Here is a 24,940-nt window from a genome sequence, read left to right on the forward strand (position 1 = left end):
CCTGCCGCGGTCCGGTTCGTCGGTGTAGCGGGCCGCCGGCAGCCACGTGCGGGCGAAGCGGTCCGGGTCCGTCGGATCTGCTCGGCCACGGGCACCGCCCAGAGCCGGTCCAGCGGCTCCGCGCGCCAGCCCGCCCCGGGTGCCGCGACCGCCCGTACTCCCGCGCCCGCGCCGAGCCGCCCGCCGGGGGAGACGGTGGCCCCCTCGAGACCGATGCGGACGGTGTCGCCGGCGAGGTCGGCCAGGCCCAGGCCGCGCTCCGGGTCGGCGTCCCGCAGGAAGCCGGTGACCTGCTCGTCCACACCGGTGACGACGAGGTCGCGCAGCGCCGCCTGTCAGGCGGGGTCGGGCCACACGCGCGTGACGACGGCGTGGGCACCGGCAGGGAACGCACCATCCACCGCTCGGCATCGGCCAGGCACTGCCGCTCGTGCCGCTCCAGCCACTCCACGAGCTGCTTGAGGCCCACGACCGCCGGATCGTCCGCGATCTTCGGCGGCACCGACTTCAGCGGCCGCCCCGAGGCATTGCGGCACACCACCTTCCCGCCGTCGAGGGCGACTTCGTAGTCGCCGGCCGACACCCACTCATACGTGCCTCCCGCACACGCACTGATCAAGTGACGGGAACTGCGGGGCAGCGCACTGACAACGCCCCCCGGAGGCCGGAGGGCGTTGTGGACAGGCAGGAAAGCGGAGGTGGAAGGGGGCGGTCAGTCGCGCCCGTCGGCGCGTTCCGCCTTCTCCTGCTTCAGGTTCTTGATCCGCGCGGCCTCCTTGCGGACCTCGGCCTGGGTGGCGCGCTCCTTCTCCAGCCACTGGGGCCGCTCCTGCTTGAGCGCCTCGATCTGCTCGGTCGTCAGTGCCTCGGTGACCCCGCCGCGCGCGAGGCCGGCGATGGACACGCCGAGCTTCGCGGCGACCACCGGACGCGGGTGGGGGCCGGTGCGGCGCAGCTCGCTCAGCCACTGCGGCGGGTTCGCCTGCAGCTCGTTCAGTTCGGCGCGCGTGACGACGCCCTCCTGGAACGAGGCGGGGGTGGCGGGGAGGTACACACCCAGCTTCTTCGCCGCGGTCGCGGGCTTCATCGTCTGGGTGCTCTGCTGCGAACTCATGAGGTCAAGGGTATCGGCCGCGTGCCCGGCCGCCGACCACGGCCGGTAACCTGGCCTGGTGACAGGCTCGGAGGAATCACCGTCGTTCCGGCTCGCGTACGTCCCCGGAGTGACGCCCGCCAAATGGGTGAAGACCTGGAACGAACGCCAGCCGGACATCCCGCTCACCCTCGTCCAGGTCCCCGCCGCCGAGGTGCCGGAGATCCTGCGCGCGGGCGAGGCCGACGCGGGTCTCGTACGGCTCCCGGTCGACCGTACGTTCTTCAGCGCGATCCCCCTCTACACCGAGACCACGGTGGTCGTCGTGCCCAAGGACCATCTGATCACGGCCGCGGAGGAGGTCACCCTCGCCGACCTCGCCGACGAGGTGCTCTTCCACCCCCTGGACGACGTCTTCGACTGGGACAGCCCGCCGGGGGAGCCCGCTTTCGAGCGCCCCGCGACGACACCGGACGCGATCGAACTGGTCGCCGCGAACGTCGGCCTCCTGGTCGTCCCGCAGTCCCTGGCCCGCCTCTACCACCGCAAGGACCTCACCTACCGCCCGGTCACCGACGGCCCCCAGTCGAGCGTCGCCCTGTCCTGGCCGGAGGAGGCCACCACCGACCTGGTGGAGGACTTCATCGGCATCGTCCGCGGCCGCACGGTCAACAGCACCCGGGGCCGCGAGAAGCCTCCCGCCGAGCAGAAGACCAAGCGTTCCGAGAGCGCGGCCACCCGCAAGAAGCCACAGGCGAAGTCCCCGGGCCGCACACCGCGCCCCCGCGCGACCGGAGGCAAGCCGACCCCCAAACGCGGCAAGCCGCGCCGGAGGTCCTGAGCCGACGGCGGCGCCAGCGTACGGCGGCGGCCGGGCGGATCAGAGGCGAAGGCCTAAGGCTGAGACCCCTGCCGAGCCGCCTCGGCCCTCCGCTCCCCCTCGGGGTGAGCGCGGCGTTCCCGCAGGTCGGTGTAGGCCAGGAGGAGGGCGAGCAGGATGATGCCGACGGATGTCAGCAGGCCGAGCTGGAGCGCGGTCGCGGGGCTGCCGTGATGGGCCAGGTGGGCGAAGTACACCGAGCCCACGACGGCGATGCCGCCCGCCGAGCCGATGCGCTGAGCGGTCTGCAGCGCACCACCCGCGGCTCCGCCCCGGCCCACGGGCACGCGGGACAGGGTGAGCGTGGTGTTCGGCGAGATGGTCAGGCCCGAACCGATGCCCGCGACGAGCAGCGGCAGTGCGACTCCCCAGGCCACGGCCCGCCCCGGCACGAACTGCACGGCCGTGATGACACCGAGCATCCCCACCGCCACCGTGCTCAGCCCGGCGATGACCAGCCGACGCCCGAACCGCAGCACCAGTCGGCCCCCGGCGGCGGCGCCCACGGCCGCGCCCAGCGCGAACGGCATGGACGACAGGCCCGCCGCGAGCGCGCTGTATCCCATGCTGTTCTGCAGGAACAGCGTGTAGACGAAGAACAACGTCGTGAATCCGGCGAAGTACACCAGGCTCAGCAGCGTGCCGAGCGAGAAGGAGCGCAGCTCGAACAGCCCGAGGTCGATCAGCGGAGCCCGGCCGCGGCGCCCCTGGTGCTGCTCCCACGCCCAGAACGCGGCCAGCAGACCGCCGCCGACCGGGAGCAGGGCCCACTTCAGCGGCCCGTGCCACTGCTGGTTCTGCACCAGGGGCAGCATGAGGGCGAGCACACCCGAACCCAGCAGCAGTACGCCCGGCAGGTCGAAGTACTCGCGCTTGCCCGGTGAGCCGGGGGAGCGGGGCAGCAGCCGCAGTGCCGCGCAGAAGACGGCGACCCCGATGGGCAGGTTGACGTAGAAGACCCAGCGCCAGCCGTCGGGTCCGCCGGCCGCCTGGATCAGCAGGCCGCCCGCGAGCGGGCCGACCGCCGTGGAGATCCCGATGGTGCTGCCCATCATGCCGAACGCGCGGGCCCGCTCCGGGCCCTGGAACATCTGCTGGATCAGCGCCGAGGTCTGCGGTGCGATCAGGCCCGCGGACGCCCCCTGGACCAGCCGGAACAGCACCAGCCAGGCGGCGCCGGAGGACAGCCCGCAGGCCGCCGAGGCCAGCGTGAACAGGGCGAGCCCGGTCAGGAAGGTCTCGCGCCGCCCCCGCATGTCCCCGAGCCGCCCCGCCGGGACGAGCGAGAGGCCGAAGGCGAGCGCGTAGCCGGACATCACCCACGACAGGTCCGCCTCGTCGGCGCCCAGCCCGCGCTCCATCGAGGGCAGGGCCACGTTCACGATCGACGTGTCCAGCAAGGTCATGAAGGCAGCGGTCAGACAGACAGCGAGTGCTTTCCACCGCCGGTCGCCGACGGCCGGTCCCGCCTGGTCTGTGGTCATGTGATCACGCTAGGCAGCCACGGCCCCTCCCGCACGACGGGACATCCGGGCGCACCACGGCGGACCGGCGCGAACGGCCGTGTCCGCAGTGCCAGTCGCACCGGCCCCCGTGGCCGCAGGACAGGCTCGTGTACTGGCCCGTACGGGGCTCAGTGAGCGCGGGCGGCGGTGTCCCGCAGCCACGCGTACGCCGACTGCGCCGTGAACTCCCCCTGGCCGCCGTGCAGCAGCAGGTCCGCCGTGGCGAACTCGGGCGCGAGGGCCTGTGCCGCCACGTACGGGATCGCGAGGCACCGCATCCCGGCCGCGTGGGCGGCGGCCGCGCCCGGCGCCGCGTCCTCCAGGACCACGCAGTCGACGGGGTCCGTGCCCAGGCGCCGGGCCGCCTCCAGGAAGACGTCGGGAGCGGGCTTGCCGTGCGGCACCTCCTCCGCGGACACCACCGTGCGCAGGTACGCGCCCAGGCCCGTCCCCGCGAGGATCACCTCGATCGCCTCCGGGGAGGACCCCGAGGCGACCGCCGTCGGCACCCCGTCGGCGGCCAGCAGCTCCACGAACTTGCGCATCTCGGGGTACACCGGCGTCCGGGCGCGCGCGAGTTCCAGATAGCGGAGGTTCATCTCGGCGAGCAGATCGCCCTCCGGAGCGCTCAGACCGTGGCGCTCCCGCCACCGGGCCACCGTCTCCCCGGTGCTGACGCCGACGTAACTCTCGTGTTCCGCCCAGGTGAAGTCCGGTACGCCATGCGCGGCCAGGGTCTGCCGGCTCGCCTCGTAGTAGTTGGGCTCGCTGTCCACCAGCGTGCCGTCGAGATCGAAGATGACCGAGAGAGTGCCGAGATCGCTCATGCGGTCCAGCATGCCAAGTGTCAGGCGCGGGCCGCCCGGCCGACCGACTCCACCAGGGGCAGCAGCCGGTGCGGGACGCGCTCGCGCAGCGCCACCTCGGTACGGGTGCGCACCACGCCCGGGAGGCTGATCAGTTTCTGGATGACGTCCTCCAGATGGGCGTTGTCCCGGCCCACCACGCGCGCGAGCAGATCCCCGCCACCGGTGATGGAGAACGCCTCCACGATCTCCGGTACGGCGGCCAGCGCGTCTCCCACGTCGTCCAGATGGCCCTGGGTGACCTCGATGTGCACGAACGCCAGCACCGGATGGCCCAGGGCGGCGGGGGAGAGGGAGGGGCCCGTGCCGGTGATCACGCCGTCCCGTTCCATCCGGTCCAGCCGCGCCTGGAGCGTGCCGCGCGCGATGCCGAGGACGCGCGCGTACTCGCGCACACTGGTGCGCGGCTGCTCCAGGAGGAGTCGCAGGATGCGGGTGTCGAGTTCGTCCACGGCCATGATGGACGACTGTACCAATGGCTCAGCCGTGCCGCGCCCCCGTAGGCCGCTCTGCCTGGTCCTTTGGCTTTTCGGTGGCTGTCGGCCGCAGACTCGTCCTGTACCAATGGACCAGTGATTCGGCGAACACTTGAGCCAGTGAGCCGAGTGATGCTCTCATGGACACGTCGATGGCGCTGCGGACCTCCGCGGCGCCTTTTCTGTGCCGGTGTTCCATGGGGAGGGCAGCAGTGCTGAAGAGGATGTTCGTGGCGCCGGACCCGGGCCGGGCGCGGTTGCGCTTCGCCGCTCGGGCCGTCCTCGGCATCGGGCTGGCGGTCGTGGTCTGCCTCCTCGCCGGACACACCCTCGTCGGCGCGGTCACCGGCGGTCTCGCCGCGCTGCTCGCGCTGTTCACCGTCGCCGACGCGACCGTGCGCGGGCAGGCGGTCACCACCGCGCTGCTGCCCGCCGTGGGCCTGCCGGTGCTCGCCGCAGCGGCCGAGCTGCACGCGTTCCCCGTCGCACGCGACCTCGCCTTCCTCGCCGTCGTCGGCGCCGGGGTGTACGCGCGCCGCTGGGGCCCGCGCGGGCACAGCCTCGGCGTGTTCGCCTTCATGACCTTCTTCGTGGCGCAGTTCCTGCACGCGACCCCGGAGAAGCTGCCCGGTCTGTACGCCGCCGTGCTGCTGGCCGTACTCAGTGCCGCCGTGGTCCGCTTCGGTCTGTGGTGCTACGAACGCCGGCTGCCCCCGGCCGCCCTCCCCGCGCCGCCCGCCGGGACCGGGCTCCTGCGGGTCACCACGCGGCAGGCCCTCCAGGCGACCGCGGGCGCCGGCTTCGCGCTGGTCGTGGGCCAGCTGGTGTCCGGACAGCGCTGGTACTGGGCGGTCGGCGCCACCTGGTGGATCTTCGTCAACACCGCCTCGCGCGGCGAGACACTGGTCCGCGGCTTCCGGCGGGTGCTCGGCACGCTGATCGGCATCGGCCTGGGCTTCCTCGTCGCCGTCCCCGTGCACGGCGCGCCCGTACCGACCGCCGCCCTGCTCGCGGTCGCCGTCTTCGGCATCTTCTACTCGGCCGCCGTCTCCTACACCTGGATGATGCTCTGGGTGACCCTGCTCGCCGAACTGCTCTACGGCCTCCTCGGCGTCCTCCATCCCGCACTGCTGGCCCTGAGGCTCGCCGAGACCGGCGTGGGCGCGCTCGGCGCCGCACTGGCCGTGCTGTTCGTCCTGCCGGTCACCACCCACGCCATCACCGACGGCTGGATCCAGCGCGCCCTGCGCTGCGTCCACGCCTGCACCGCCGAGGCCGCGGACCGGCTCGCCGGCTCCGCGACGGCCGATCCGGCGCCGCGCGTGGCCGAACTGGAGCAGTTGCTCGGCAGGGTCCGGCTCGCGGTCGCCCCGCTGGTGCACCCGCTGAACCCGATGCCGGCCCGCAAGCGGCGCGCCCGCCGGGTCCTCGCGCTCCTCGACGACTGCGCCCGCGAGGTACGCGGCCTGGTGGCCGTCGCGGCCGACCCCGAGGCCTCGCACGACGCCCGGCTGGCCGCGGCCTGCTGGCGCGTGGAGGCCGCCGTCGAGGCGCTCACCGCGGGGCGCCCGGAGCCGGTCGGCGGCCCGGCCGAGCAGCCCGCCGAGCCCGCCCTGGCCCATCTGCACGGCCTGGAGCGCGCCCTCGCCGACCTCGCCGAACCCCTGCGGGCACCGTCGGGTTCGCGGCTGGTGGGGGCCTGAGCCGAAGCGGAGCCGGCGCAAGACACCGCCGCACCTCTTGGTCTAGACCGAAATGACCGACTGCTACCGTCGGCCCGGACTGGCTCGACCGAGAGGGGACAGCGGTGTCACAGGACGGCAGGTCCGGCAGGCGCCGGGCGTTCATCGGCTCGTTCACGGCGGCGGGCGGCCCCGGCCTGGTGACCGCGCGGCTCGCGCCGGACGGCGGCGCCGCCCTCACGCTCGGCACCGCCGTGCACGACGTACCCGACCCGTCCTATCTGGCCCTGTCGTCCGACGGGCGCACGCTCTACGCGGTCAGCGAGACGGCCGAGGGCACCGTCGCGGCCTTCCGGATCGGCGGCGACCGGCCGGAACTCGCCGGTCCGCCCGTGCCGGTGGACGGCAGCGGCCCCACCCACCTCGGCCTCTACGACGGACACGTGCTGACCGCCAACTACGGCTCCGGCAGCGTCACCGCCGTACCCGTACGCCCGGACGGCACGCTCGCCGCCAAGCCCTCCGGACTGCTCCAGCACACCGGCTCCGGCCCGCACGACCGGCGCCAGCGCGGCCCGCACGCCCACCAGGTGCAGGCCGACCCGAGCGGCCGCTGGGTCGTCAGCGTCGACCTCGGCACGGACTCGGTACGGGTGTGCGCACTCGCGGACGGCGCTCCGGTGCTGCACCGCGAGATCGCCCTGCGCCCCGGCTCCGGCCCCCGCCACCTGGCCTTCCACCCGGACGGCCGGCACGCCTACGTCGTCAACGAACTCACGCCCACCGTGACCGTCTGCCGCTGGGACGCCGCCGGCGGCTCCCTGAAGCCGCTGACCGAGGTCTCCGTGCTGCCGGGCGCCCCGGCCGGCGACGCCTATCCGTCGGGGATCGTGGTCGCGCCCGACGGCCGCTTCGTGTGGACCGCCGTCCGCGGTGAGGACGTCCTGTCGGTCCTCGCCGTCACGGGCGACGGACTCCGGCTCGTCGGCGCGGTGACCTGCGGCGGGAACTGGCCGCGCGCGCTCGCCGAGCACGACGGCTTCCTGTACGTGGCCAACGAGCGCTCCGGCGACGTGACCTGGTTCGCCGTGGACGAGGCGACGGGGCTGCCCCGCTACGACGGCTCGGTGCCGGTCCCCGCGGCCTCCTGCATCGTCTTCGGCTGAGCCCCCGGGCGACGCCGGGCCGGCAGGGCGAAGGGCCCGCTCCGGGGTGTGGAGCGGGCCCTTGGTCGTACGGATGCCGGGTGGTGCCGGCGCGGGGTCAGCGGACCGGCGCGCCCTGTGCCGCCTGCGGGGCGATGCCGAGTGCCGTCGTGTACTTGGCGAGGGCGAGCTTGCCGATCGCCGGGTAGGCGCCGAGCGCCTCGGCCGTGGCGCAGCCCGCCTCCTCGGCGGCCGCCGCCAGCAGACCCGGGTCGATCTCCGGGCCGACCAGATACGGCGCCAGGGCCAGCTGCTGCGAGCCGGAGGAGCGCAGCTGCTCGGCCACGGAGGTGATCGAGCCCTCCTGGTCCAGGGCCGCCGCCATCACCGGCACGGCCAGGCGCGCGGCGAGCAGCATGCCGGTGATCCCGGCCGCCTGCACCGCCTCGTCGCCGCCCACCGACGCCAGGATGATGCCGTCCGCGGCCGTGGCCACGGTGAACAGCCGAGCGCGGTCGGCGCGGGCCAGCCCCGCCTCGGACAGCCGCACGTGCAGCGCCTCGGCGAGCAGCGGGTGCGGGCCGAGGGCATCGGTCAGCTCGGCGGCGACCCGGCTGTCCATCACGGACTGGCGGATCTGGCGCAGCAGGGCGCTGTCCGGACCGGCCAGCAGCGGCACGACGACGGCGACCGGGCCGTCCGGCTCCCTGATCCCCTCGACCCCGGCGGCGACGGCCTGCTCGTAGCGGGCCACACGCTCCTCGGCGGCACGCGCCAGCACGGAACGCAGCGTGGGGAACTCGGAGTCGTCCCCGTCCAGGTACCCGATCCGGGCGTCGAGGCCGGGCAGCTCGGAGCGGGCGATGCTCACGACCTCCTCGGCGAGGCCGCGGGTGGCGGTGCTGGGCGCGCCGGGCACCGCGAGGACGAGCGCGGGCGCGCCCTCGGGAGCCACCAGCGGTTCCGGCCGGCGGTGCCGTCCGGGCTGGCGGGGTCGCGGCATTCGTACTGGCAGGCCGGACGCGGGTCCAGTGGGGGAGCTCATGGCGCCGCATGTTACTGGCTTTGTGGGTTCCCCCGTTCGGGGAGGGTGCAGGTGAGCGGTATCCGTCCGGTTTTGTCTGATGAGTTACGTGCGGAAGTCGCGTGTTCCCGGCACATGCCGGGAACACGGGCCCAGCAGGCGAACAATCCGCTTTTACGGGGATCTCACTCCCGTTGCCCTACGGAGACCTCAATCCGCCTGTGCGGGGACCACGTAGAGCATCGCCGGTTCACCCGGCAGGGTGAGCCGGCCGGCCGCCAGGTCGGTCGCGATCCGTACCGAGCCGTGCAGGGGGTCGCCCTCGGCCGGCACCTGCCGGGCGTGCGGCAGCCTGCTCGCCAGCTCCTCGCGCAGCGGTCCGAGGAGAGGTTCGCCCATGCGGAACAGGCCGCCGGTGAGCGCCACTTCGGGCTGCCCGTCCGCCGGGCACACGGCCGCGGCGGAGTCGGCCATGTGCCGGGCCGCCGCGCGCAGGATGCCCGCGGCCACCGGGTCGTGCACGGCGCACGCGGCCACCCGGGGCGCGAAGGAGGCCAGCACGGCGGGCCGGTCGGTACGGGGATAGAGCCGGCCCGGCAGCCCGGGCACCGGGCCGAACTGCTCCTGGGCGCGGGCCAGCAGCGGTGCGGAGCCGCTGTCGCGGCCGTCGTGGGCGCGCAGCGCCGCCTCCAGGCCGGCCCGTCCGATCCAGGCGCCGCCACCACAGTCGCCGAGCAGGTGGCCCCAGCCGTCGGCCCGCCGCCACCGCGCGAGGTCGGTGCCGACCGCGATGAGCCCGGTGCCCGCGGCGAGCACCACGCCCGGACGCGGCCCGAGGGCACCGACGTAGGCGGTGACGGCGTCGGCGGCGAGTGCCACCCGCCGCACCCCCAGCTCCCGGGCCAGAGCGCTGGGCAGTTCCGCGCGCAGGGCGTCGCCCAGCGTGGCGAACCCGGTGGCGCCGACGACGGCCGTATCCAGCCCGGCCACCCCGGCCTCCGCGGCCGCCGCGTGGGCCAGCGGGAGGAGTTCCGCCAGCAGGTGGGCCGGATCGATGCCCTGCGCACCCGTGCGGACGGGCTCGTGGGACGCGCGTTGTGCGGCGGGTGCCCGCCCGGGTACGCCGACGGCGACCCGGAGGCCGGAGCCCCCGGAGTCGACGGCCAGATACCCGGCGCCGGTCACGGCAGACGCCAGTCCACCGGCTGTCCGCCCTGCTGCGCCAACAGGTCGTTGACCCGGCTGAACGGGCGCGAGCCGAAGAACCCGCGGTCGGCCGACATCGGCGAGGGGTGCGAGGACTCCACCGCCGGCAGACTGCCCAGCAGCGGACGCAGATTGCGGGCGTCCCGGCCCCACAGGACGGACACCAGCGGCTTGCCGCGTGCCGCCAGGGCCCGTATCGCCTGCTCGGTGACCTCCTCCCAGCCCTTGCCGCGATGGGCGGCCGGGCTGCGCGGGGCCGTGGTCAGCGCCCTGTTGAGCAGCAGGACGCCCTGCTGGGTCCACGGCGTCAGATCGCCGGTGGACGGCTGGGGCAGCCCCAGGTCGCCGTTCAGCTCGCGGAAGATGTTGATCAGGCTCGGCGGCAGCGGGCGCACCTCGGGCGCGACCGAGAACGACAGGCCCACCGCGTGCCCGGGGGTCGGATACGGGTCCTGACCGACGATCAGGACCCGTACGTCGTCGAAGGGTTGCTGGAAGGCCCGCAGGACGTTGGGTCCGGCCGGGAGGTACGTGCGTCCCGCGGCGATCTCCGCGCGCAGGAAGTCGCCCATCTCGGCGATCCGTCCGGCGACGGGTTCCAGGGCCTTCGCCCAGCCCGGTTCGACGATTTCATGCAAGGGTCGTGGTGCCACGGGCGTCACCCTACTGCCGTGCACGGGCAGGTGATCAACCGATGACCGGAGCACGACACGCGGACCTCCGCCGGCCGGCCGCGCGGTTCAGCCGATCACCGCCGCCCGCACACACAGCACGTCCGGCAGATGCGCGGCCAGCTGTCGCCAGCTGTCGCCGTCGTCGGCCGAGGCGAACACCTCGCCGTTGCGGTTGCCGAAATACACACCGGCCGGGTCGGCGTCGTCCGTGTACAGGGCGTCCCGCAGCACCGTGCCGTAGTGGTCCTCCTGTGGCAGCCCCTCGGTCAGCGGCTCCCAGACGCGGCCCGCGTCCTCGGTGCGGAAGACCCGGCAGCGGTGCTCGGCGGGCACCCGGTCCGCGTCGGCGTTGATCGGGAAGACGTACGCCGTGTCGCCCCGGTGCGGATGGGCGGCCACCGCGAAGCCGAACGTGGACGGAAGGTCCGCGCCGATGTCGGACCAGTGCCCGCCCGCGTCGTCGCTGCGGTAGACCCCCCAGTGGTTCTGCAGATACAGCCGGTCCGGGTCGGCCGCGTCCCTGGCGATCTTGTGCACGCACTGGCCGAACTCCGGGTTCGGATCCGGCAGGAACACCGCGGACACACCGGAGTTGGACGGCGTCCAGCTCGCGCCGCCGTCGGTCGTGCGGAACACCCCGGCCGTCGAGACGGCCACCGTCACCGCCTTCGCGTCGCGCGCGTCGGTGACCACCGTGTGCAGGCCCTCACCGCCGCCGCCCGGCACCCACCGCGAGCGCGTCGGATGCTCCCACAGCGGCCGGACCAGCTCGAAGCTCTCGCCGCGGTCCTCCGAGCGGTACAGCGCGGCCGGCTCCGTGCCCGCGTAGACCACGTCGGGCTCCGCGGCGGACGGATGCAGCTGCCAGACGCGCTCCAGCGAAGCGCCGGTGTCCTTCGGGAACCTGACGGCGGGCCGCGCCGGTTCGGTCCAGCTGCGGCCGAGGTCGTCGGAGTGGAACACCGACGGTCCCCAGTGGGCGCTGTCGCCGCCGGCCAGCAGTCGCGGCCGGGCCTCCCGGGTGTCGATCGCCACCGAGTACACCGCCTGCGCGTTGAAATACGGGCTGTCGTCGAACTCCCAGGCGCCGCCGCCCTTTCGCCGCCCGACGAACAGACCTTTGCGGGTGCCCACCGCCAGCAGTACCTCGGTCATGCCGATCACCTCCGGGACGCCGTTGTCCAGGTAGTCGTCAGATATCGGCCAGTCTGCACCCCACCACTGACACTCTCCCTCGAAGTGTGCGTCGGCGCAGGTCACAGCGGTGTCGTCGGCATACGGCGAAGATCGGCCGGATGCGTTCGGGGATGTGCCTGCGCGATCGGGGTGTCTCGTGCGACCGTCGGGGAGACGGCTCGTCGTGAGCAACGGAGCGCTCTCCCGCGTATGGGAGGGCGGTCCGGCCGGTCGGTGCGCTCGTGAGGAGGATGCCTTTGAAGGCGTTCCGTGGTCCGAAGACGTGGTTGTGGCGCTGGCGGCGCAACCCGCTCAAACGCCGGGCCGATGTGCTGGAGGCCTGGGTGGTGCTCGGCGCCTGGCTGCTGACCGTGGCCGCCGGGGTGCTGGCCGGTCTCGCGGCGGCCGGATCGGTGGAGGACGGGCTCGCCCAGGAGCGCGCCGCCTGGCGTCCCGCCGTGGCCCGTGTCGTCGCACCGGCCCCGGCGTCCCGCCCGCACAGCAACGTCTCCGCGGGGGAACGGGTGTGGGCCAAGGTGCGCTGGACGGTCGCCGACGGCACCGCCCACACCGGGCAGGTCCGGGTGGAGCCCGGCAGCAAGGCCGGGACCCCGGTCACCGTCTGGACCGATCCCCAGGGCCGTCTCGTCACCCGCCCCACCTCCGTCTCCGAGGCCACCTTCCGGGGCGCCCTCATCGGCACACTGGTGGGCGTGAGCGCCGCGGCCGTCCCCTTCGTCGGCGGCCTGGCCCTGCGCGGCCGCCTGGAACGCCGCCGGATGGACGCCTGGGACACGGAATGGTCGAGGCTCGGACCGCAGTGGGGACGGATGGTCTGACCACCGGCCGCCGTCCACACCGCCATCACCCCCTACACCACCACCAGCACCTCCCGGCACGCGCTCAGCAGCGCCTCGTCCCTCGGTATGCCGCGGCGGCAGGACGCGCCCGTGCGGGGCAGATGGCGGCGCGGGGTGGTCAGTTCCACTGCCACCAGGTCCTGCAACGGGGACGCGGCCGGGCCCATCGAGGCGAGACACCGGGCGATCGGTGCGCGGGTGCGCGGGTCCTCCGTCCAGGCCGTCCGGAACACCGGCAGGATCTCCTGCGGATCCGCGCCGATGTGCCACAGCGCGCACGCGGCCGACGTCCGCTGCCGTGTCCGGCCGGCCCGCGCGACCCGGCGCAGTGCGGGCAGGGCGGCCCGCGCGGCCGGACCCAGCCCGCCCAGCCGGTGGGCGGCCAGGCACTGGCTCGCCGGATCGCCCTGCGTCAACTCCCGCAGCAGGACCGGCAGTACGGCGGTGGCGTTCCCGTCCGCCGACCAGAGCGCGCCGGCCGCGGCGGCCGCGTGCCGGGTGGTCAGGAGTGCCCGCAGCAGCGGCACCGCCCGCGCGGTGGCCTCCAGCGCCTCCAGCGTCCCGATGGCCTGGCCCACGACCGCGTCCCGTGCGCCCAGCGCGTCGGGAGCGCCCGACAGCAGCCGTAGCACCTCCGGGACCGCCTCCCGGTCCCTGACGGCCCGCACGGTGGCCAGTAGCGGGGCCGCGAGCAGAGCGGCGGACGGGGAGGACAGCGGGATCCGGCCCAGGCGGTGCCGTACCGCGGGGGCGAGCGGGGTCGCGGCAGCGCCCAGGTGGGCCAGTTCGAGGCCCAGGTCCAGTGGTGCGGCCGGGCCGGCCAGGAGCTGGGCCAGGGCCGGGAGCGCGCGCGGATCACCGCTTCTGGCCAGCGCCTTGAGCGGGCCGCCGAGTGCGGGGGAGCCGCGCTCCCAGCGGTGCGTCCACAGGTCGGGCCGGGCGCACACGAGCGCGTGCAGGGCGTCCGCCGCGGGCGCGGCCAGGGCGAACAACTCCGCCAGGACCGTGACCGCGGCGTCCCGTAACCGATCCTGCTCCGCTCCCAGTTGGCCCCCCAGCAGCCCGACCGTCACCGTGTGGTCCCCGCGCCAGCCGCGCAGCAGCTCCGCCGCCATCCACACGGCGTTGCACCGGTCCACCGGGTCCGGGCCGGTCAACTGCCCGGTGAGCAGGGCCGTTCGGTCGGCCACGCGGTCGCCGAGCGCGGTGTGCAGGGTGCGCAGCAGATGGGCGCCCTCCTCGTCGGAGGGGCGCAGCCGCCGCAGCCGCCCCACCAGGGTGTCGGTGCACGGGGGCTCGGCGAGTCCGGCGCGCTGCGCGGACCGCTCCCGCTGCAGCCGGACCGCCGTCGACACCAGGTCGGCCGGCAGCCGGGCGGGCGCGGTGAGCGCGAGCTGCCCGAGCGCGGCGAGCCGCAGCCCGGCGTCGTACGGCGGCGCGCTGTGCTCGGCCAGGAGGTCCACCGCGGTGCCGGCCCGCGCGGGGTACCGGCGGGCGAACAGGCCGAGCGCCTCGGTGAGGGCCCGCAGGACACAGCCGTCCCGCTCGGCCCGCAGCCGCTGCCGCAACAGCTCCAAGGCCCGCGCGGGTTCGGCCAGAAAGTGCACGAGGGCCCCGGCCGCCGCGCCGCGCACCGCCGGATCCGGGTCCCCGGTCAGCGGGACGAAGACCTCCGCGCCCGCGCTCACCGCCTCCCACGCGCGCGTGTCCCCGTCCACGGCCTCCGTGCCGATACCGACCAGCAGTTCCACGATGCCGGACCGGTCCGGCACCGCCGCGCGGGCCGCGAGCGAGAGCAGGAACGGGACGCAGGCCAGCGTCGAGTCGTACACCCGGCCCTCGTGGCGCAGTGCGCCGTACATCCCGTCAAGCGCGGTCGCCCGCTCGGTGCTGTCCGCGGACGCCAGTGCCCGCAACCATCCGGGCACGTCCCGCGCGCTGCCGCGGGCGTGCCGCAGCGAGGCCCAGTCGACCTCGTCGATCCCCGTGAACACGTAGTCCTCCCCAGGCGAGTGCCACCTGATCGCGAGTGTGCACCACGGCACTGACAACGGTCCGGAACCACGCGCTGACTGTGTGCGATCCGTCGGCTGTCACCGGCCATGGGAGCGACCGGCCCGCACTCGCCCGGGGAGGGGTCAGTTCAGGCCAGGCAGCGCCCGCTCCAGGATCGCGTCGAGGCCGGTCCCGGCGGGCAGCGTGCCGAACGCGTGCCCCCAGTCGCCGCCCAGCCGACTCGCGCAGAAGGCGTCCGCGACCTGCCGCGGGGCATGCCGGACCAGCAGGGAGGCCTGGAGGGCGAGCGCCATCCGCTCGACCAGCCGACGGGCGCCCACCTGGTCGGTTTCAGCCAATTGGTCCTTCAGCGCGGCGACCGTCGCGTCCAGGCGGGCGTCGGCCCCGCGCGCGAGGGCGAGTTCGGCGAACAGCGCCTCGACGGTGTCCGGTTCGCGGCCGAGGGCGCGCAGCACGTCGAGCGCGTTGACGTTGCCCGAGCCCTCCCAGATCGACAGCAGCGGGGCCTCCCGGTAGTGCCGGGGCATGCCGGAGTCCTCGACGTAGCCGTTGCCGCCCAGGCACTCCAGGGCCTCCGCGGTGAACGCCGGACCCCGCTTGGTGACCCAGTACTTACCCACGGCGGTGGCGATGCGCCGGAAGGACCGCTCCCCGGCGTCGCCGCGCACCGCGCGGTCGGCCGCGCCGGCCAGCCGCAGCGTGAGCGTCGTCGCCGCCTCCGACTCCAGCGCGAGGTCGGCCAGTACGTTGCGCATCAGCGGCTGGTCGACGAGCCGGGCGCCGAACGCGCTGCGGTAGCGGGCGTGGTGCCCCGCCTCGGCCAGCGTCTTGCGCATCAGGGCCGCCGAGGACATCACACAGTCCAGCCGGGTGCAGTTGACCATCTCGATGATGGTCTTCACGCCCCGTCCCTCCGGCCCGACCAGCCAGGCCACCGTCCGGTCGAACTCCGGCTCGGAGGAGGCGTTGGAGCGGTTGCCCAGCTTGTCCTTCAGCCGCTGGATGCGGAACGTGTTGCGGCTGCCGTCCGGCAGTACGCGCGGCACCAGGAAGCACGACAGACCCCCCGGGGCCTGCGCCAGCACCAGGAAGACGTCGCACATCGGGGCCGACGTGAACCACTTGTGGCCGCGCAGCGTGTACACGCCCGGCTCGCCGGTGGGTGTGGCCGTGGTGGTGTTGGTGCGCACGTCCGAGCCGCCCTGCTTCTCGGTCATGCCCATCCCGGCGAGCAGTCCCGGCTTCTGGGTCGGCACGCGCAGCTCCGGGTCGTACTCCCGGCTGGTGAGCAGCGGTTCGTAGACCTTGGCGAGGTCCGGCTGGGCGCGCAGCGCGGGGACGGCGGCGTACGTCATCGACGTGGGACAGCCGTGCCCGGCCTCCGTGTGCCCCCACACCAGTCCGCCCGCGGTACGGGCCACATGGGCGCCGGGCCGCTCGTCCGCCCACGGGGCACCGGCCAGGCCCTCGGCGACGGCCGTGCGCATCAGGTGGTGCCAGCTGGGGTGGAAGTCGACCTCGTCGATCCGGTTGCCGTAGCGGTCGTGGGTGCGCAGCTCGGGCTCGTGCCGGTTGGCCAGTTCGCCCCACTCCTGCGCCTCCGCGCTGCCGGCGCGCGCCCCCAGCCGCCGGACACCGTCCTCGGCCCACCCGGCGCCCTCCCGTCGCAGCCCCTCCAGCAGGGCCCGGTCGTCGGAGGCGTCGTACGGGGCCAGGGGCGGGGCCTGGTTGGTGACGTCGTGCGTGTCGTACTGCGGCTGGGGCGGCGACTGCGGCTGCGCGGGAATCGAGACCATGCAGTCATGTTGCACTCTCGCTTCGGCTGTAGCAATAACGCAACAAGCAGGCTCGCACGTACAGTACGTGCCCATGCGCATGAACGTGCCGGCCGAGCCGGAGGAGGCGGGCCTGCGGCCGCTGTCCGCGCGGTCGGTCGTGCTGAGCCTGCTCCTCGGCGCGCATCCGCCGGAGCTGCCCGTGAAGGACCTGGTCCGGCTGGTGGAGCCCTTCGGCGTGGGCGGTTCCACGCTGCGGGCCGCGCTGAGCCGGATGGTGGCCGCCGGGGACCTGCGGCGCACGGACTCCGTCCACCGGCTCAGCGAACGGCTGCTCGCCCGTCAGCGCCGCCAGGACGAGGCGCTGCGCCCCGGCACGCGCGCGTGGGACGGCGACTGGGAGATGGTGGTGATCACGGCGACGGGCCGCGGCCCCGCCGAACGCGCCGACCTGCGCGCGCGGTTGACCGCCCTGCGCCTGGCCGAACTCCGCGAGGGCGTGTGGCTGCGTCCGGCCAACCTCGACCGCCCCCTGCCGGGCGACCTGCACAGCGTCGCCCTGACCTGCGCCGCCCGCCCCGACGAGCCCGCGGGCGACCTGGTCGCCCGGCTCTGGCCTCTGGACGCCTGGGCGGCCACCGCGCGGGCGCTGCTCACGCGCACGGCGGCCGGCCGGACCCCGGCGGACCGTCTCACCGCCTACGCCGCTGCCGTACGCCACCTGCTCGCCGACCCCGTGCTGCCGCCCGGGCTCCTGCCCGCGGACTGGCCGGGGGAGGCCCTGCGCACGGCCTACGCCGCCTATCAGCGGGAGTTGGCCACGTCGGTGGGCCGAAGGGAGCGTGCCGCATGACGGCCGAGGCCCTGGAAACGTTCCTGTGGGCCCGCTTCCCGGAGGAGGAGCGCGTGGCCCGGGACGCGATCGCCGGTGCGCCCGGCGCGGTCCGGGGCGTCCTCGCGGCCGAGATCGAGCCGGTGCTCACCTCCCCGGAGGGCCGGACCACGCACACGCGGATGGTGCGGTCCGGCGCCGAGGGCCCGGTGCGGAGGCCCGCCCATGTGGCGCGTCATGATCCGGCGCGTGTCCTGCGGAACGTCGAGGCCGGACGGGCTCTGCTCGCGGAGCACCGGCCGCCGCGCGACGGCCGGTGCCGCTCGTGCGCCACGGCCGACGGCGCTCGTCCGCGGCCGGTCCCGTGCGCCACGCTGCGTCTGCTCGCGCTGCCCTTCGCCGGGCATCGGTCGTACGACGAGGCGTGGCGCCCGTAGCCGGCCGGCGCTCCCGTGCGGGTGATGTCCGAACCGGAGTACTTGCAGTACGTCCCGTCCGGACCCGAGCCGTCGGCGGGCGGATCCTCGCGTCGGCCGTGCCGGAAGGGTTGTTCCGCGGCGCGCGCCGGGCAGGCCGGCGCCGTCGGCCGCCTCCGGCCGTCCGGTGGTGTCCCGTCGTGCTCAGACCGACCGGTGGTACTGGTCCGGCACCCTGATCTCGCCGCCCAGTTCACGGGCCGCGTGCCGGGCCCAGGACGGGTTGCGGAGCAGCTCGCGGCCGAGCAGGACGGCGTCGGCCTCGCCGTTCGTCACGATCTTCTCGGCCTGCTCGGCCTCCGTGATCAGGCCCACGGCGGCGACGGGCAGCGGCGTCTCGGCCTTCACCCGGGCGGCGAACGGCACCTGGTAGCCCGGACCGGTCGGGATCGTCACGCCGGAGGCGTTGCCGCCGGTGGAGACGTCGAGGAGGTCGACGCCGTGGGCGTGCAGATCACGGGCGAAGCGCACCGTGTCCTCCGTGGTCCAGCCGCCGTCCTGGAGCCAGTCGGTGGCCGAGATGCGGAAGAACACCGGCTTGTCCTCGGGCCACACCTCGCGTACGGCGTCCACGACGTCGAGGGCGAAGCGGGTGCGGTTCTCGTACGAGCCGCCGTAGGCGTCGGTTCGGTGGTTGGAGTGCGGGGAGAGGAACTCGTTGATCAGGTAGCCGTGGGCGCCGTGGATCTCGGCGATCTCGAAGCCCGCGTCGAGCGCGCGGCGTGCGGCGGCGGCGAACTGGCCGACGATCTCCGTGATCTGATCCGCCGTCAACTCTGTCGGCACGGAGTGCCGCTCGTCGAAGGGCAGCGCGCTCGGCGCGAACGGCTGCCAGCCGTGCTCCTCCGGTCCGACCGGCGCGCCGCCCTTCCAGGGCCGGTCGGTGGAGGCCTTGCGGCCGCCGTGCGCGAGCTGGATGCCCGGCACCGTGCCGTGGGCGGCCAGGAAGCGGGTGATCCGGCGGAAGGCCTCCACCTGGGTGTCGTTCCACAGGCCGAGGTCGTAGGGGGAGATCCGGCCCTCCGGCGAGACGGCGGTGGCCTCGACGATGATCAGGCCGGTGCCGCCCGTGGCGCGCGCCGCGTAGTGCGCGAAGTGCCAGTCGTGCGGTGCCCCGGCGAGCGGGCCCTCCGCCTCGGCCGAGTACTGGCACATCGGGGGCATCCACACCCGGTTCGGGATGGTCACTTCGCGCAGGGTGATGGGCTCGAAGAGCGCGCTCACGACGGACTCCATTCGTCACGGGACCGGTGGTCGGCTCGTACGATAACTCTCGTACTACGAGGGATGTCAAACTACGACGCTTCTCGTACAATGCTCGAGGAAGTAGGACCACGTGACGAAAGGCGGCCGCTGTGACCGACACCGCCACGACCGGCCGCGCGCTGCCGCACCCGGAGCGGGAGGAGATCCGGCTGGAGACCGTGCTGCATGCGCTCTCCGACCCGGTGCGACTGCGGATCGTGAGTGAACTCGCCGCCGGGGAAGCGGAGTTGGCCTGTTCGTACTTCGACCTGCCGGTGACCAAGTCCACCACCACGCACCACTTCCGGGTGCTGCGCGAGTGCGGGGTCGTCCGGCAGGTCTACCGCGGCACGGCCAAGATGAACGTCCTGCGCCGCGACGATCTGGACGGCCTGTTCCCGGGGCTGCTCGACAGCCTGCTCGCCGCCGCCGGCCTACAGTCCCGTCGGCTCGGCGACGGAGCCTGAAGCGGGAAGGTGGTTGAAGAGCAGGTTCAGTACGATCGCGGACAGACAGCCCGCGCTGATGCCGCTGTTCATCACCGTCTGGAACCAGTCCGGGAACTTCTCGTAGACCGTGGGCACCCCCACCGGCAGCATGCCGATCGCCACCGAGACGGCCACCACGGTCAGGTTGTTGTTGCCGTGGAAGTCCACCCGGGCCAGCGTCCGCAGCCCGCTCGCCGCGACCGTGCCGAACATCACCAGACCGGCCCCGCCGAGCACCGGCGCCGGGATCGCCGCGACCACCGCGCCCAGCTTGGGCAGCAGACCGAGCAGCACCAGGATCCCGCCGGCCGCCGCGACCACCCAGCGGCTGCGCACCCGCGTCATGCCGACCAGACCCACGTTCTGCGCGAACGCCGTGTACGGAAAGGTGTTGAACACCCCGCCCAGCACGGTCGACAGGCCGTCCGCGCGCAGCCCGTCGGCGAGGGAACGCGGCTCGACCCTCCGGCCGGTCAGCTCGCCGACGGCGATCAGGTCACCGGTCGTCTCGGTCATCGTCACCAGCGCCACGACCAGCATCGACACGATCGCGGACGCGTGGAACGCCGGCGCCCCGAAGTGGAACGGTGTGCTGATGCCGACCCAGTCGGCATCCTCGACCCCGCCGAAGTCGGTGAAGCCGAAGGGCACCGCGACGGCCAGGCCCACCGCGATGCCGATGAGGACGGCGATCCGGCCGAGGAAGGCGGGCGCGAACCGCTGCACACCCAGCACCACCGCCAGCACGAAGGCCGCCAGCGCCAGGTTCCTCGGCTCCCCGAAGTCCTTCGCACCGGCGCCGCCGGCGGCCCAGTTCCCCGCCACCGGCAGCAGCGAGACCCCGATGATCAGGATCACCGTGCCGGTCACCAGCGGCGGGAAGAAGCGCAGCAGCCTGCCGAAGACCGGCGCGAGCAGCATGATCGCCAGCCCCGCGACGATCACCGCGCCGTAGATCGCGGGTAGTCCGCCGCCCGTCGTCCCGATGAGCACCATCGGCGAGACGGCCGCGAAGGTGCAGCCCTGCATGATCGGCAGCCGGACGCCGAACCGCCAGAAGCCGACGCACTGGATCAGCGTGGCGATACCGCACACCAGCAGATCGGCGGTGATCAGATACGCCAGGTCGGCGGGCGACAGTTTCATCGCGCCGCCCACGATCAGGGGTACGGCCACGGCGCCCGCGTACATCGCGAGCACATGCTGCAACCCGAAGGCGGCCAGCTGCCGTACCGGTGGTATCTCGTCGACGGGGTGGATGTCTGCGGTGGTGGCCATGGGGACTCCATCAGCGGCGGGTGGGAGTGGCATCCGAACAGGACGAGACCGTAGGCGTCTTGAACAGTTTGTTGATTTCCGGGCTGTTGCCGCCGTGTGTCTCACCCGGCCGCCGACGTGTCCCCGGCCGGCCGGGCTAGGCCGAGCGGGCCGCCGCGCGCAGCGCGTCCCAGTCGGCCAGCTTGACCACGCTCCGCCCGAGCCGCGCGCCCAGGTCGGCCTCGGCCCGCTGGATCGACTGCCACCCCGCCCACGTCACGGGTTCCAGCCCGGCCGCGCGCAGCGCCGGCACCGGATCCTCGGGGACCTCGCCGCGAAGCAGCGCGGGCGCGTCCGCGAGCAGGGAGGCCGCCGTCTCCTTGGCGCAGGGCCGGTTGGTGCCGATGACCCCCGTCGGACCGCGCTTGATCCATCCGGCGACGTACTCGCCGGGACAGGGCACGCCGTCCCGCACGATCCGCCCCGCCTCGTGCGGCACCGTGCCGCTCGCCCTGTCGAACGGCAGCCCGTCCAGCGGCACCCCGCGATAGCCCACCGAACGCAGCACCAACTGGGCCGGCACGTCCTCGTAGCGGCCCGTGCCCGTCACCCCGCCCTGTCCGTCCGGCGCCGTGTGCTCGAAGCGGACGGCACCCACCCTGCCCCCGTCCGCGAGCAGTTCCACCGGCCGCAGGAAGAAGCGCAGACCGATGCGCCGGCCGGCCCGCACCGGCGGACGCGCCGCCCACTCGCGCAGCACCTCCAGATTGCGACGCTGTACGCCGGGCAGCGTGCCGGGGTCGGTCGGGTCGAGCGCCAACTCGTCTTTCCGCACGGTCACTTCGGTGCCGGGCAGGGCGTCCAGCTCGCGCAGCTCCTTGGTGGTGAAGCGGGCCTGCGCCGGACCGCGCCGGCCCACCATGTGCACGTCGCTGATCCCGCTCGCCGTCAGCGTGTCCAGAGCCGCCTGCGGGATGTCCGTGGGGTTCAGTTCAGCCGCACCCCGGACCAGCATCCGTGCGACGTCCACCGCCACATTGCCCACGCCGATGACGACGGCCGACCGCACACCGCGCAGGAAGTCCGCGTCGGGCGCGTCCGGATGCGCGCTGTACCAGGCCACGAAGTCGGTCGCCGACACGCTGCCCGCCAGCTCCTCGCCGGGGATCCCGAGCCGGCGGTCGGTGGCGGCGCCCACGCAGTACACCACCGCGTGGTACAGCTCCCGCAGCCGCTCCGCCGGCAGCCCGCCCGGGCCGCCCACCCGGACCCCGCCGAGGAACCGCACCCGCTCGTGCTCCAGCACCGACGCGAGGCTGCCCTGCAGGGACTTGATCTTCTCGTGGTCCGGGGCGACGCCGTAACGGACCAGGCCGTACGGGCACGGCAGCCGGTCCAGGACGTCCACGTGGACGTCGGGATCCCGCTGGACCAGGCTCTGGGCGGTGTAGCACCCGCTCGGCCCCGAACCGACGACGGCGACACGCAGCACGGCGGAACTCCCTGACGGAAGGAGGAAGCGTGCGGACAGCTCCAGCATGGCACCGCCCGGCCCGTGGCGGCAGGGGCCGGCGGGGTGACGCGGATGCGTGTCCTTTCTGAGCGAATGTGATCATGCGGTTACGTTGCGTGTGTGCTAGAAGCATCCTTGCTTAATCGTTCTGTCCTTCGCCTGTCCGATCGGAACGCGCAGGACGGCGTGGTGTCCGTATGGCCCGCGTGGGTGGTGCGGGAGCGCGACGGCACCCTGTCCTGGTTCCATGTCCGGCTGGCCTTTCCCGACGGTGCGCGGATCGACGTCCTGGCCGTCGTGTGCGAGGGGTGCGTGTCGATCGAGGACGTCCGCGCCGAGCCGGCCCTGTCCCTGGCCGACCTGACGGTCCTGGCCGACCGGATCGAGGGCTCGCTGTCCAGGACGCGCGGGGTGGCGGCGGAGCGGGCGGACGAGAGTGTGGCGCAGGGGGCGTACGAGGATGAGGGGGGCGGCGAGAACAGTGGGGACGCCGGTGACGGCCTCCGGGAGGAGTGCGCCCCGCAAGCCGGTGGCGGCGAGGAGGGGGGCGGCCTCTGTGCGGGGCCGAGGCGCGCCCGGCCGGCCTGGCCGCGGGGCATCGAGGGCCGTCGGATGGTCGCGCAGCAGTACCGGGCCGCACAGGAGGAGGGCGTCGACCCGGTGCTCGCCGTGATGAGCGCGACCGGACGCAGCCGCCGGCGCTCCCTCAGGCTGATCGCCCAGGCGCGGGACGGGGGGTTCCTGACGGCACGTCATGTGCGCCGGGAGTGAGGCGAGTTGGGCCTCAGGGGCGCTCTGGCCGCTCCTCCGTGGCGAAGAACCGGGACAGATCCTGCTCCCGCGCCTCGGCGGCCTTCTCGCTCTCCGGCGGCACGCCCAGCGTCCAGTCGAGCCCGTACCGCTGGAACAGCTCCGCCCGCAGCGCCGGGAGAGGCATCGGCGCCCCCGGAACCAGCGCCGCGTACACCGCGCCCATCAGCACGGCCCGCAGCATCGGGTAGTCGGTCGAGACGCTCTGCGAGCCGTACCGGGCGACCGTGTCGCCGAGCAGTTCGCCGAGCCGCTGCTGCTCCGGGCACTGCACGAAGCCCTCCGCCTGCAGCAGTCCGGCCATGTGCTGCCGCATGAGCACGGGCTGGTCGCGGGCCAGGCCCAGGATCGCGTCGATGGCCCGGGCCAGCCGCTCCCGGCCGTCCTCGGTGCGCGGCTCGTGCTCCAGGGCCTCCTCCAGGGTGCGGTGCATCAGCCGGTGCACGGCGGACTGCACCAGCTGGCGCTTGCCGGGGAAGTAGTACGACACCAGACCGCGCGCCGAACCGGCCCGGTCCGCGATGTCGCCCAGCGTGGTGGCCTCGAACCCGCGCTCGCCGACCAGCTCCACGGCCGCCTGCAACAACCGCTCCCGGGAACGCCGTCGCAACTCTTCATTGACCGAGGCGCTTCGCGGGGACATCCTGTAACTCCTGCGTTGACTGGCTGCCAGCCAACTATACTCATCGCGGGAGGCGCCGCTTTGTGCGGGGCCTGTCCATGGCTGCCGTCCGTCTGGGGCGACGCGGGGGATCGTCTCAGGCGGGCGGCGCGTGAGCCCGTCGTCGCTTTCCGTACTCTCCGTCGGGTGCGGGTCCGGCCTGTTTCCCGGGCCGGGAGCCGGGGGCCGAACCGTCCAGGGCCGCCCGGACTCGTTCCACGAGGCCCAGTACCGGCAGCAGTGCGTCCGGGCGTTCCGGCACCGGCCGATGGTCCACGGAACACCCCCGGCAGCCGAGCGCCGTCGCGCCTCCGTCCGCCTCCTCGCTGTCGCCGGCCATCACCGCCTGCCGCGGATCGACGCCCAGCGTCGCGCAGGCGGCCGAGAACAGCCGCGGGTCCTGCTTCTGCGCACCGTGTTCGTACGACAGCACGTACGCGTCCAGGTACCGGTCGAGCCCGTGCTCGCGGAGCACCGGGCGCAGGTCCCGGCCGATGCTGCCGACCGCGCCGACCCCGATACCGCGCCCGCTCAGTGCGCGCAGCGCCTGGGCGGCGTCCGGGTGCGGGGGCCGGGCGGCGGGGGGCATGTGCCGCTCGTACAGCGCGTCGTACAGTCCCGGGTCGGGCGGCGGCACCTGGCGGGCCGCGCCCGTGCTGGCGGCCCGGTGCGGCTCCGCGCTCTCGTCCCGCACCCCAGGCCCCGGCGAGGTCCGCCGCGAGCTCGACCGGCGCGGCACCGCCCGGCAATTGCCCCGGCCCGCTCCAACGCCCTTGCGGTCAGCCTCAGTTGAGGTTCGGGCAGGATGTGCTCCGACGCGTCCGCCACCGCGCGCGACCGGGACTCGGCGGACTCGACGCGGAACAGCGTCCCGGAGAAGCCGAACAGCACGGCCTTCCTGCCCTCGACCCTGACCGGGCCGGTGTGCAGGCGGGTCGACCCGGCCTGGCCGTGGCCGCTCGTGCACCACCGCGGCCAGTGCCGCCGCCCACGCCTCGAACCGCCGGCCGCCGAGCACGTCCGAGGGCCGGTGGACGCTCAGCCGCACCCGGGTCAGGCCCATGCCCGGCACCGGGACCACCGCCGCCGCCACGGCCGTGTGCCACGACACCCGGCCCGCCGCGGTGCAGCAGCCACCGAGCAGGCCTCACGCCACGGTCGCCGCCGGTCCGCGGCGGCCTTCGATGACTGGTGCACGAGCGCGGCCGGCGTACAGGTGACCGTCGGTCACACCACCGCCCACCAGGCCGCGTGCCGCCACACCGGCCGCACCGCTGCGG

The 24,940-nt window shown here is 74.2% G+C and carries 22 protein-coding genes and 2 pseudogenes; 8 read left to right on the forward strand and 16 right to left on the reverse strand.

Annotated elements, in window-relative coordinates; genetic code table 11:
• Positions 1-212: 212 nt before the first annotated feature.
• Together ADK64_RS44460 and ADK64_RS39635 are read right to left on the reverse strand one after the other, a co-directional pair.
• Positions 213-616: pseudogene (locus tag ADK64_RS44460) on the reverse strand (DUF4132 domain-containing protein); the annotation flags it as partial.
• 96 nt (positions 617-712) lie between these two features.
• Positions 713-1,114 (reverse strand): DUF5997 family protein, encoded by a 402-nt coding sequence (locus tag ADK64_RS39635; RefSeq protein WP_053666951.1) that lies wholly within the window; start codon positions 1,112-1,114, stop codon positions 713-715.
• Positions 1,115-1,172: 58 nt separating this feature from the next.
• Here ADK64_RS39635 and ADK64_RS39640 point away from each other — a divergent pair, with 58 nt between their 5' ends.
• Positions 1,173-1,934, forward strand: coding sequence for a LysR family substrate-binding domain-containing protein (locus tag ADK64_RS39640; RefSeq protein ID WP_053666952.1), 762 nt, complete (start codon positions 1,173-1,175; stop codon positions 1,932-1,934).
• Positions 1,935-1,987: 53 nt separating this feature from the next.
• On the opposite strand, the gene ADK64_RS39645 is transcribed toward ADK64_RS39640, so the two are convergent.
• The 3 genes from ADK64_RS39645 to ADK64_RS39655 form a co-directional block, all read right to left on the reverse strand.
• Complete coding sequence (locus ADK64_RS39645; RefSeq protein ID WP_053666953.1) at positions 1,988-3,457, reverse strand: MFS transporter; 1,470 nt, start codon at positions 3,455-3,457, stop codon at positions 1,988-1,990.
• A 149-nt stretch (positions 3,458-3,606) separates the two neighbouring features.
• Positions 3,607-4,305 carry an HAD family hydrolase gene (locus tag ADK64_RS39650; protein WP_053667182.1) on the reverse strand — a complete coding sequence of 233 codons (699 nt, stop codon included), beginning with the start codon at positions 4,303-4,305 and terminating at the stop codon, positions 3,607-3,609.
• Between the two features lie 20 nt (positions 4,306-4,325).
• Entirely contained in the window at positions 4,326-4,802 is a 477-nt protein-coding gene (locus ADK64_RS39655) for an Lrp/AsnC family transcriptional regulator (protein WP_053666954.1), read from the reverse strand.
• A 230-nt stretch (positions 4,803-5,032) separates the two neighbouring features.
• On the opposite strand from ADK64_RS39655, the gene ADK64_RS39660 reads away from it, so the two are divergent.
• Together ADK64_RS39660 and ADK64_RS39665 are read left to right on the forward strand one after the other, a co-directional pair.
• Positions 5,033-6,523 carry an FUSC family protein gene (locus ADK64_RS39660; protein WP_053666955.1) on the forward strand — a complete coding sequence of 497 codons (1,491 nt, stop codon included), beginning with the start codon at positions 5,033-5,035 and terminating at the stop codon, positions 6,521-6,523.
• A gap of 104 nt (positions 6,524-6,627) precedes the next feature.
• Complete coding sequence (locus ADK64_RS39665) at positions 6,628-7,668, forward strand: lactonase family protein (protein WP_053666956.1); 1,041 nt, start codon at positions 6,628-6,630, stop codon at positions 7,666-7,668.
• Between the two features lie 97 nt (positions 7,669-7,765).
• On the opposite strand, the gene ADK64_RS39670 is transcribed toward ADK64_RS39665, so the two are convergent.
• The 4 genes from ADK64_RS39670 to ADK64_RS39685 form a co-directional block, all read right to left on the reverse strand.
• A complete protein-coding gene (locus ADK64_RS39670) occupies positions 7,766-8,692 on the reverse strand; it encodes a sirohydrochlorin chelatase (protein WP_107093217.1) in 927 nt (308 codons plus the stop codon).
• Between the two features lie 189 nt (positions 8,693-8,881).
• Positions 8,882-9,856 (reverse strand): N-acetylglucosamine kinase, encoded by a 975-nt coding sequence (locus ADK64_RS39675; protein ID WP_053666958.1) that lies wholly within the window; start codon positions 9,854-9,856, stop codon positions 8,882-8,884.
• Positions 9,853-10,530, reverse strand: coding sequence for a uracil-DNA glycosylase (locus ADK64_RS39680; protein WP_053666959.1), 678 nt, complete (start codon positions 10,528-10,530; stop codon positions 9,853-9,855). Before ADK64_RS39680 ends, ADK64_RS39675 begins: the two co-directional genes overlap by 4 nt.
• 87 nt (positions 10,531-10,617) lie before the next feature.
• The gene (locus ADK64_RS39685) at positions 10,618-11,706 is read right to left on the reverse strand and encodes a WD40/YVTN/BNR-like repeat-containing protein (protein ID WP_053667183.1); all 1,089 of its coding nucleotides are present in this window, start codon (positions 11,704-11,706) and stop codon (positions 10,618-10,620) included.
• Positions 11,707-11,978: 272 nt separating this feature from the next.
• Here ADK64_RS39685 and ADK64_RS39690 point away from each other — a divergent pair, with 272 nt between their 5' ends.
• On the forward strand, positions 11,979-12,566 hold the full coding sequence (locus tag ADK64_RS39690; RefSeq protein WP_053666960.1) for a hypothetical protein: 588 nt from the start codon (positions 11,979-11,981) through the stop codon (positions 12,564-12,566).
• Between the two features lie 32 nt (positions 12,567-12,598).
• Here ADK64_RS39690 and ADK64_RS39695 read toward each other — a convergent pair whose 3' ends face one another.
• Positions 12,599-14,581 carry a hypothetical protein gene (locus tag ADK64_RS39695; protein WP_053666961.1) on the reverse strand — a complete coding sequence of 661 codons (1,983 nt, stop codon included), beginning with the start codon at positions 14,579-14,581 and terminating at the stop codon, positions 12,599-12,601.
• A gap of 144 nt (positions 14,582-14,725) precedes the next feature.
• Positions 14,726-16,399 carry an acyl-CoA dehydrogenase family protein gene (locus ADK64_RS39700; RefSeq protein ID WP_053666962.1) on the reverse strand — a complete coding sequence of 558 codons (1,674 nt, stop codon included), beginning with the start codon at positions 16,397-16,399 and terminating at the stop codon, positions 14,726-14,728.
• A 73-nt stretch (positions 16,400-16,472) separates the two neighbouring features.
• Between ADK64_RS39700 and ADK64_RS39705 the strand changes: the two genes are divergently transcribed.
• Together ADK64_RS39705 and ADK64_RS45655 are read left to right on the forward strand one after the other, a co-directional pair.
• Positions 16,473-17,231: a PaaX family transcriptional regulator C-terminal domain-containing protein gene (locus ADK64_RS39705; RefSeq protein WP_053666963.1), complete on the forward strand. Its 759-nt coding sequence runs from the start codon at positions 16,473-16,475 to the stop codon at positions 17,229-17,231.
• Positions 17,228-17,647 carry a DUF6221 family protein gene (locus ADK64_RS45655; protein WP_053666964.1) on the forward strand — a complete coding sequence of 140 codons (420 nt, stop codon included), beginning with the start codon at positions 17,228-17,230 and terminating at the stop codon, positions 17,645-17,647. The genes ADK64_RS39705 and ADK64_RS45655 overlap by 4 nt, the downstream gene beginning before the upstream one ends.
• Before the next feature lie 183 nt (positions 17,648-17,830).
• Here ADK64_RS45655 and ADK64_RS39715 read toward each other — a convergent pair whose 3' ends face one another.
• The gene (locus ADK64_RS39715) at positions 17,831-18,910 is read right to left on the reverse strand and encodes an NADH:flavin oxidoreductase/NADH oxidase (RefSeq protein WP_053667185.1); all 1,080 of its coding nucleotides are present in this window, start codon (positions 18,908-18,910) and stop codon (positions 17,831-17,833) included.
• A gap of 131 nt (positions 18,911-19,041) precedes the next feature.
• Between ADK64_RS39715 and ADK64_RS39720 the strand changes: the two genes are divergently transcribed.
• Positions 19,042-19,398: an ArsR/SmtB family transcription factor gene (locus ADK64_RS39720; protein WP_053666965.1), complete on the forward strand. Its 357-nt coding sequence runs from the start codon at positions 19,042-19,044 to the stop codon at positions 19,396-19,398.
• On the opposite strand, the gene ADK64_RS39725 is transcribed toward ADK64_RS39720, so the two are convergent.
• Both ADK64_RS39725 and ADK64_RS39730 read right to left on the reverse strand, forming a co-directional pair.
• Positions 19,366-20,697 (reverse strand): nucleobase:cation symporter-2 family protein, encoded by a 1,332-nt coding sequence (locus ADK64_RS39725; RefSeq protein ID WP_053666966.1) that lies wholly within the window; start codon positions 20,695-20,697, stop codon positions 19,366-19,368. The two genes, ADK64_RS39720 and ADK64_RS39725, sit on opposite strands and share 33 nt — an antisense overlap.
• A gap of 136 nt (positions 20,698-20,833) precedes the next feature.
• Entirely contained in the window at positions 20,834-22,168 is a 1,335-nt protein-coding gene (locus ADK64_RS39730) for an FAD-dependent oxidoreductase (RefSeq protein ID WP_053666967.1), read from the reverse strand.
• A 210-nt stretch (positions 22,169-22,378) separates the two neighbouring features.
• Between ADK64_RS39730 and ADK64_RS39735 the strand changes: the two genes are divergently transcribed.
• Positions 22,379-22,960, forward strand: coding sequence for a DUF6214 family protein (locus ADK64_RS39735; protein ID WP_053666968.1), 582 nt, complete (start codon positions 22,379-22,381; stop codon positions 22,958-22,960).
• Between the two features lie 13 nt (positions 22,961-22,973).
• Here ADK64_RS39735 and ADK64_RS39740 read toward each other — a convergent pair whose 3' ends face one another.
• Positions 22,974-23,642: a TetR/AcrR family transcriptional regulator gene (locus ADK64_RS39740; RefSeq protein WP_053666969.1), complete on the reverse strand. Its 669-nt coding sequence runs from the start codon at positions 23,640-23,642 to the stop codon at positions 22,974-22,976.
• Positions 23,643-23,877: 235 nt separating this feature from the next.
• Positions 23,878-24,590 (reverse strand): annotated as a pseudogene (locus ADK64_RS39745) (HAD family hydrolase); the annotation flags it as partial.
• Positions 24,591-24,940 lie beyond the last annotated feature (350 nt).

It is taken from the genome of Streptomyces sp. MMG1121 (assembly GCF_001280015.1).
In the GTDB taxonomy this organism is placed as follows: domain Bacteria; phylum Actinomycetota; class Actinomycetes; order Streptomycetales; family Streptomycetaceae; genus Streptomyces.

What these genes read in the sequence shown, in the direction of transcription:
- ADK64_RS39635 (WP_053666951.1), bottom strand. Translation starts at nt 1,114, where the DNA reads ATGAGTTCGCAGCAGAGCACCCAGACGATGAAGCCCGCGACCGCGGCG.
- ADK64_RS39645 (WP_053666953.1), bottom strand. Translation starts at nt 3,457, where the DNA reads ATGACCACAGACCAGGCGGGACCGGCCGTCGGCGACCGGCGGTGGAAA.
- ADK64_RS39650 (WP_053667182.1), bottom strand. Translation starts at nt 4,305, where the DNA reads ATGAGCGATCTCGGCACTCTCTCGGTCATCTTCGATCTCGACGGCACG.
- ADK64_RS39655 (WP_053666954.1), bottom strand. Translation starts at nt 4,802, where the DNA reads ATGGCCGTGGACGAACTCGACACCCGCATCCTGCGACTCCTCCTGGAG.
- ADK64_RS39670 (WP_107093217.1), bottom strand. Translation starts at nt 8,692, where the DNA reads ATGAGCTCCCCCACTGGACCCGCGTCCGGCCTGCCAGTACGAATGCCG.
- ADK64_RS39685 (WP_053667183.1), bottom strand. Translation starts at nt 11,706, where the DNA reads ATGACCGAGGTACTGCTGGCGGTGGGCACCCGCAAAGGTCTGTTCGTC.
- ADK64_RS39690 (WP_053666960.1), top strand. Translation starts at nt 11,979, where the DNA reads ATGCCTTTGAAGGCGTTCCGTGGTCCGAAGACGTGGTTGTGGCGCTGG.
- ADK64_RS39700 (WP_053666962.1), bottom strand. Translation starts at nt 16,399, where the DNA reads ATGGTCTCGATTCCCGCGCAGCCGCAGTCGCCGCCCCAGCCGCAGTAC.
- ADK64_RS39705 (WP_053666963.1), top strand. Translation starts at nt 16,473, where the DNA reads ATGCGCATGAACGTGCCGGCCGAGCCGGAGGAGGCGGGCCTGCGGCCG.
- ADK64_RS45655 (WP_053666964.1), top strand. Translation starts at nt 17,228, where the DNA reads ATGACGGCCGAGGCCCTGGAAACGTTCCTGTGGGCCCGCTTCCCGGAG.
- ADK64_RS39725 (WP_053666966.1), bottom strand. Translation starts at nt 20,697, where the DNA reads ATGGCCACCACCGCAGACATCCACCCCGTCGACGAGATACCACCGGTA.
- ADK64_RS39740 (WP_053666969.1), bottom strand. Translation starts at nt 23,642, where the DNA reads ATGTCCCCGCGAAGCGCCTCGGTCAATGAAGAGTTGCGACGGCGTTCC.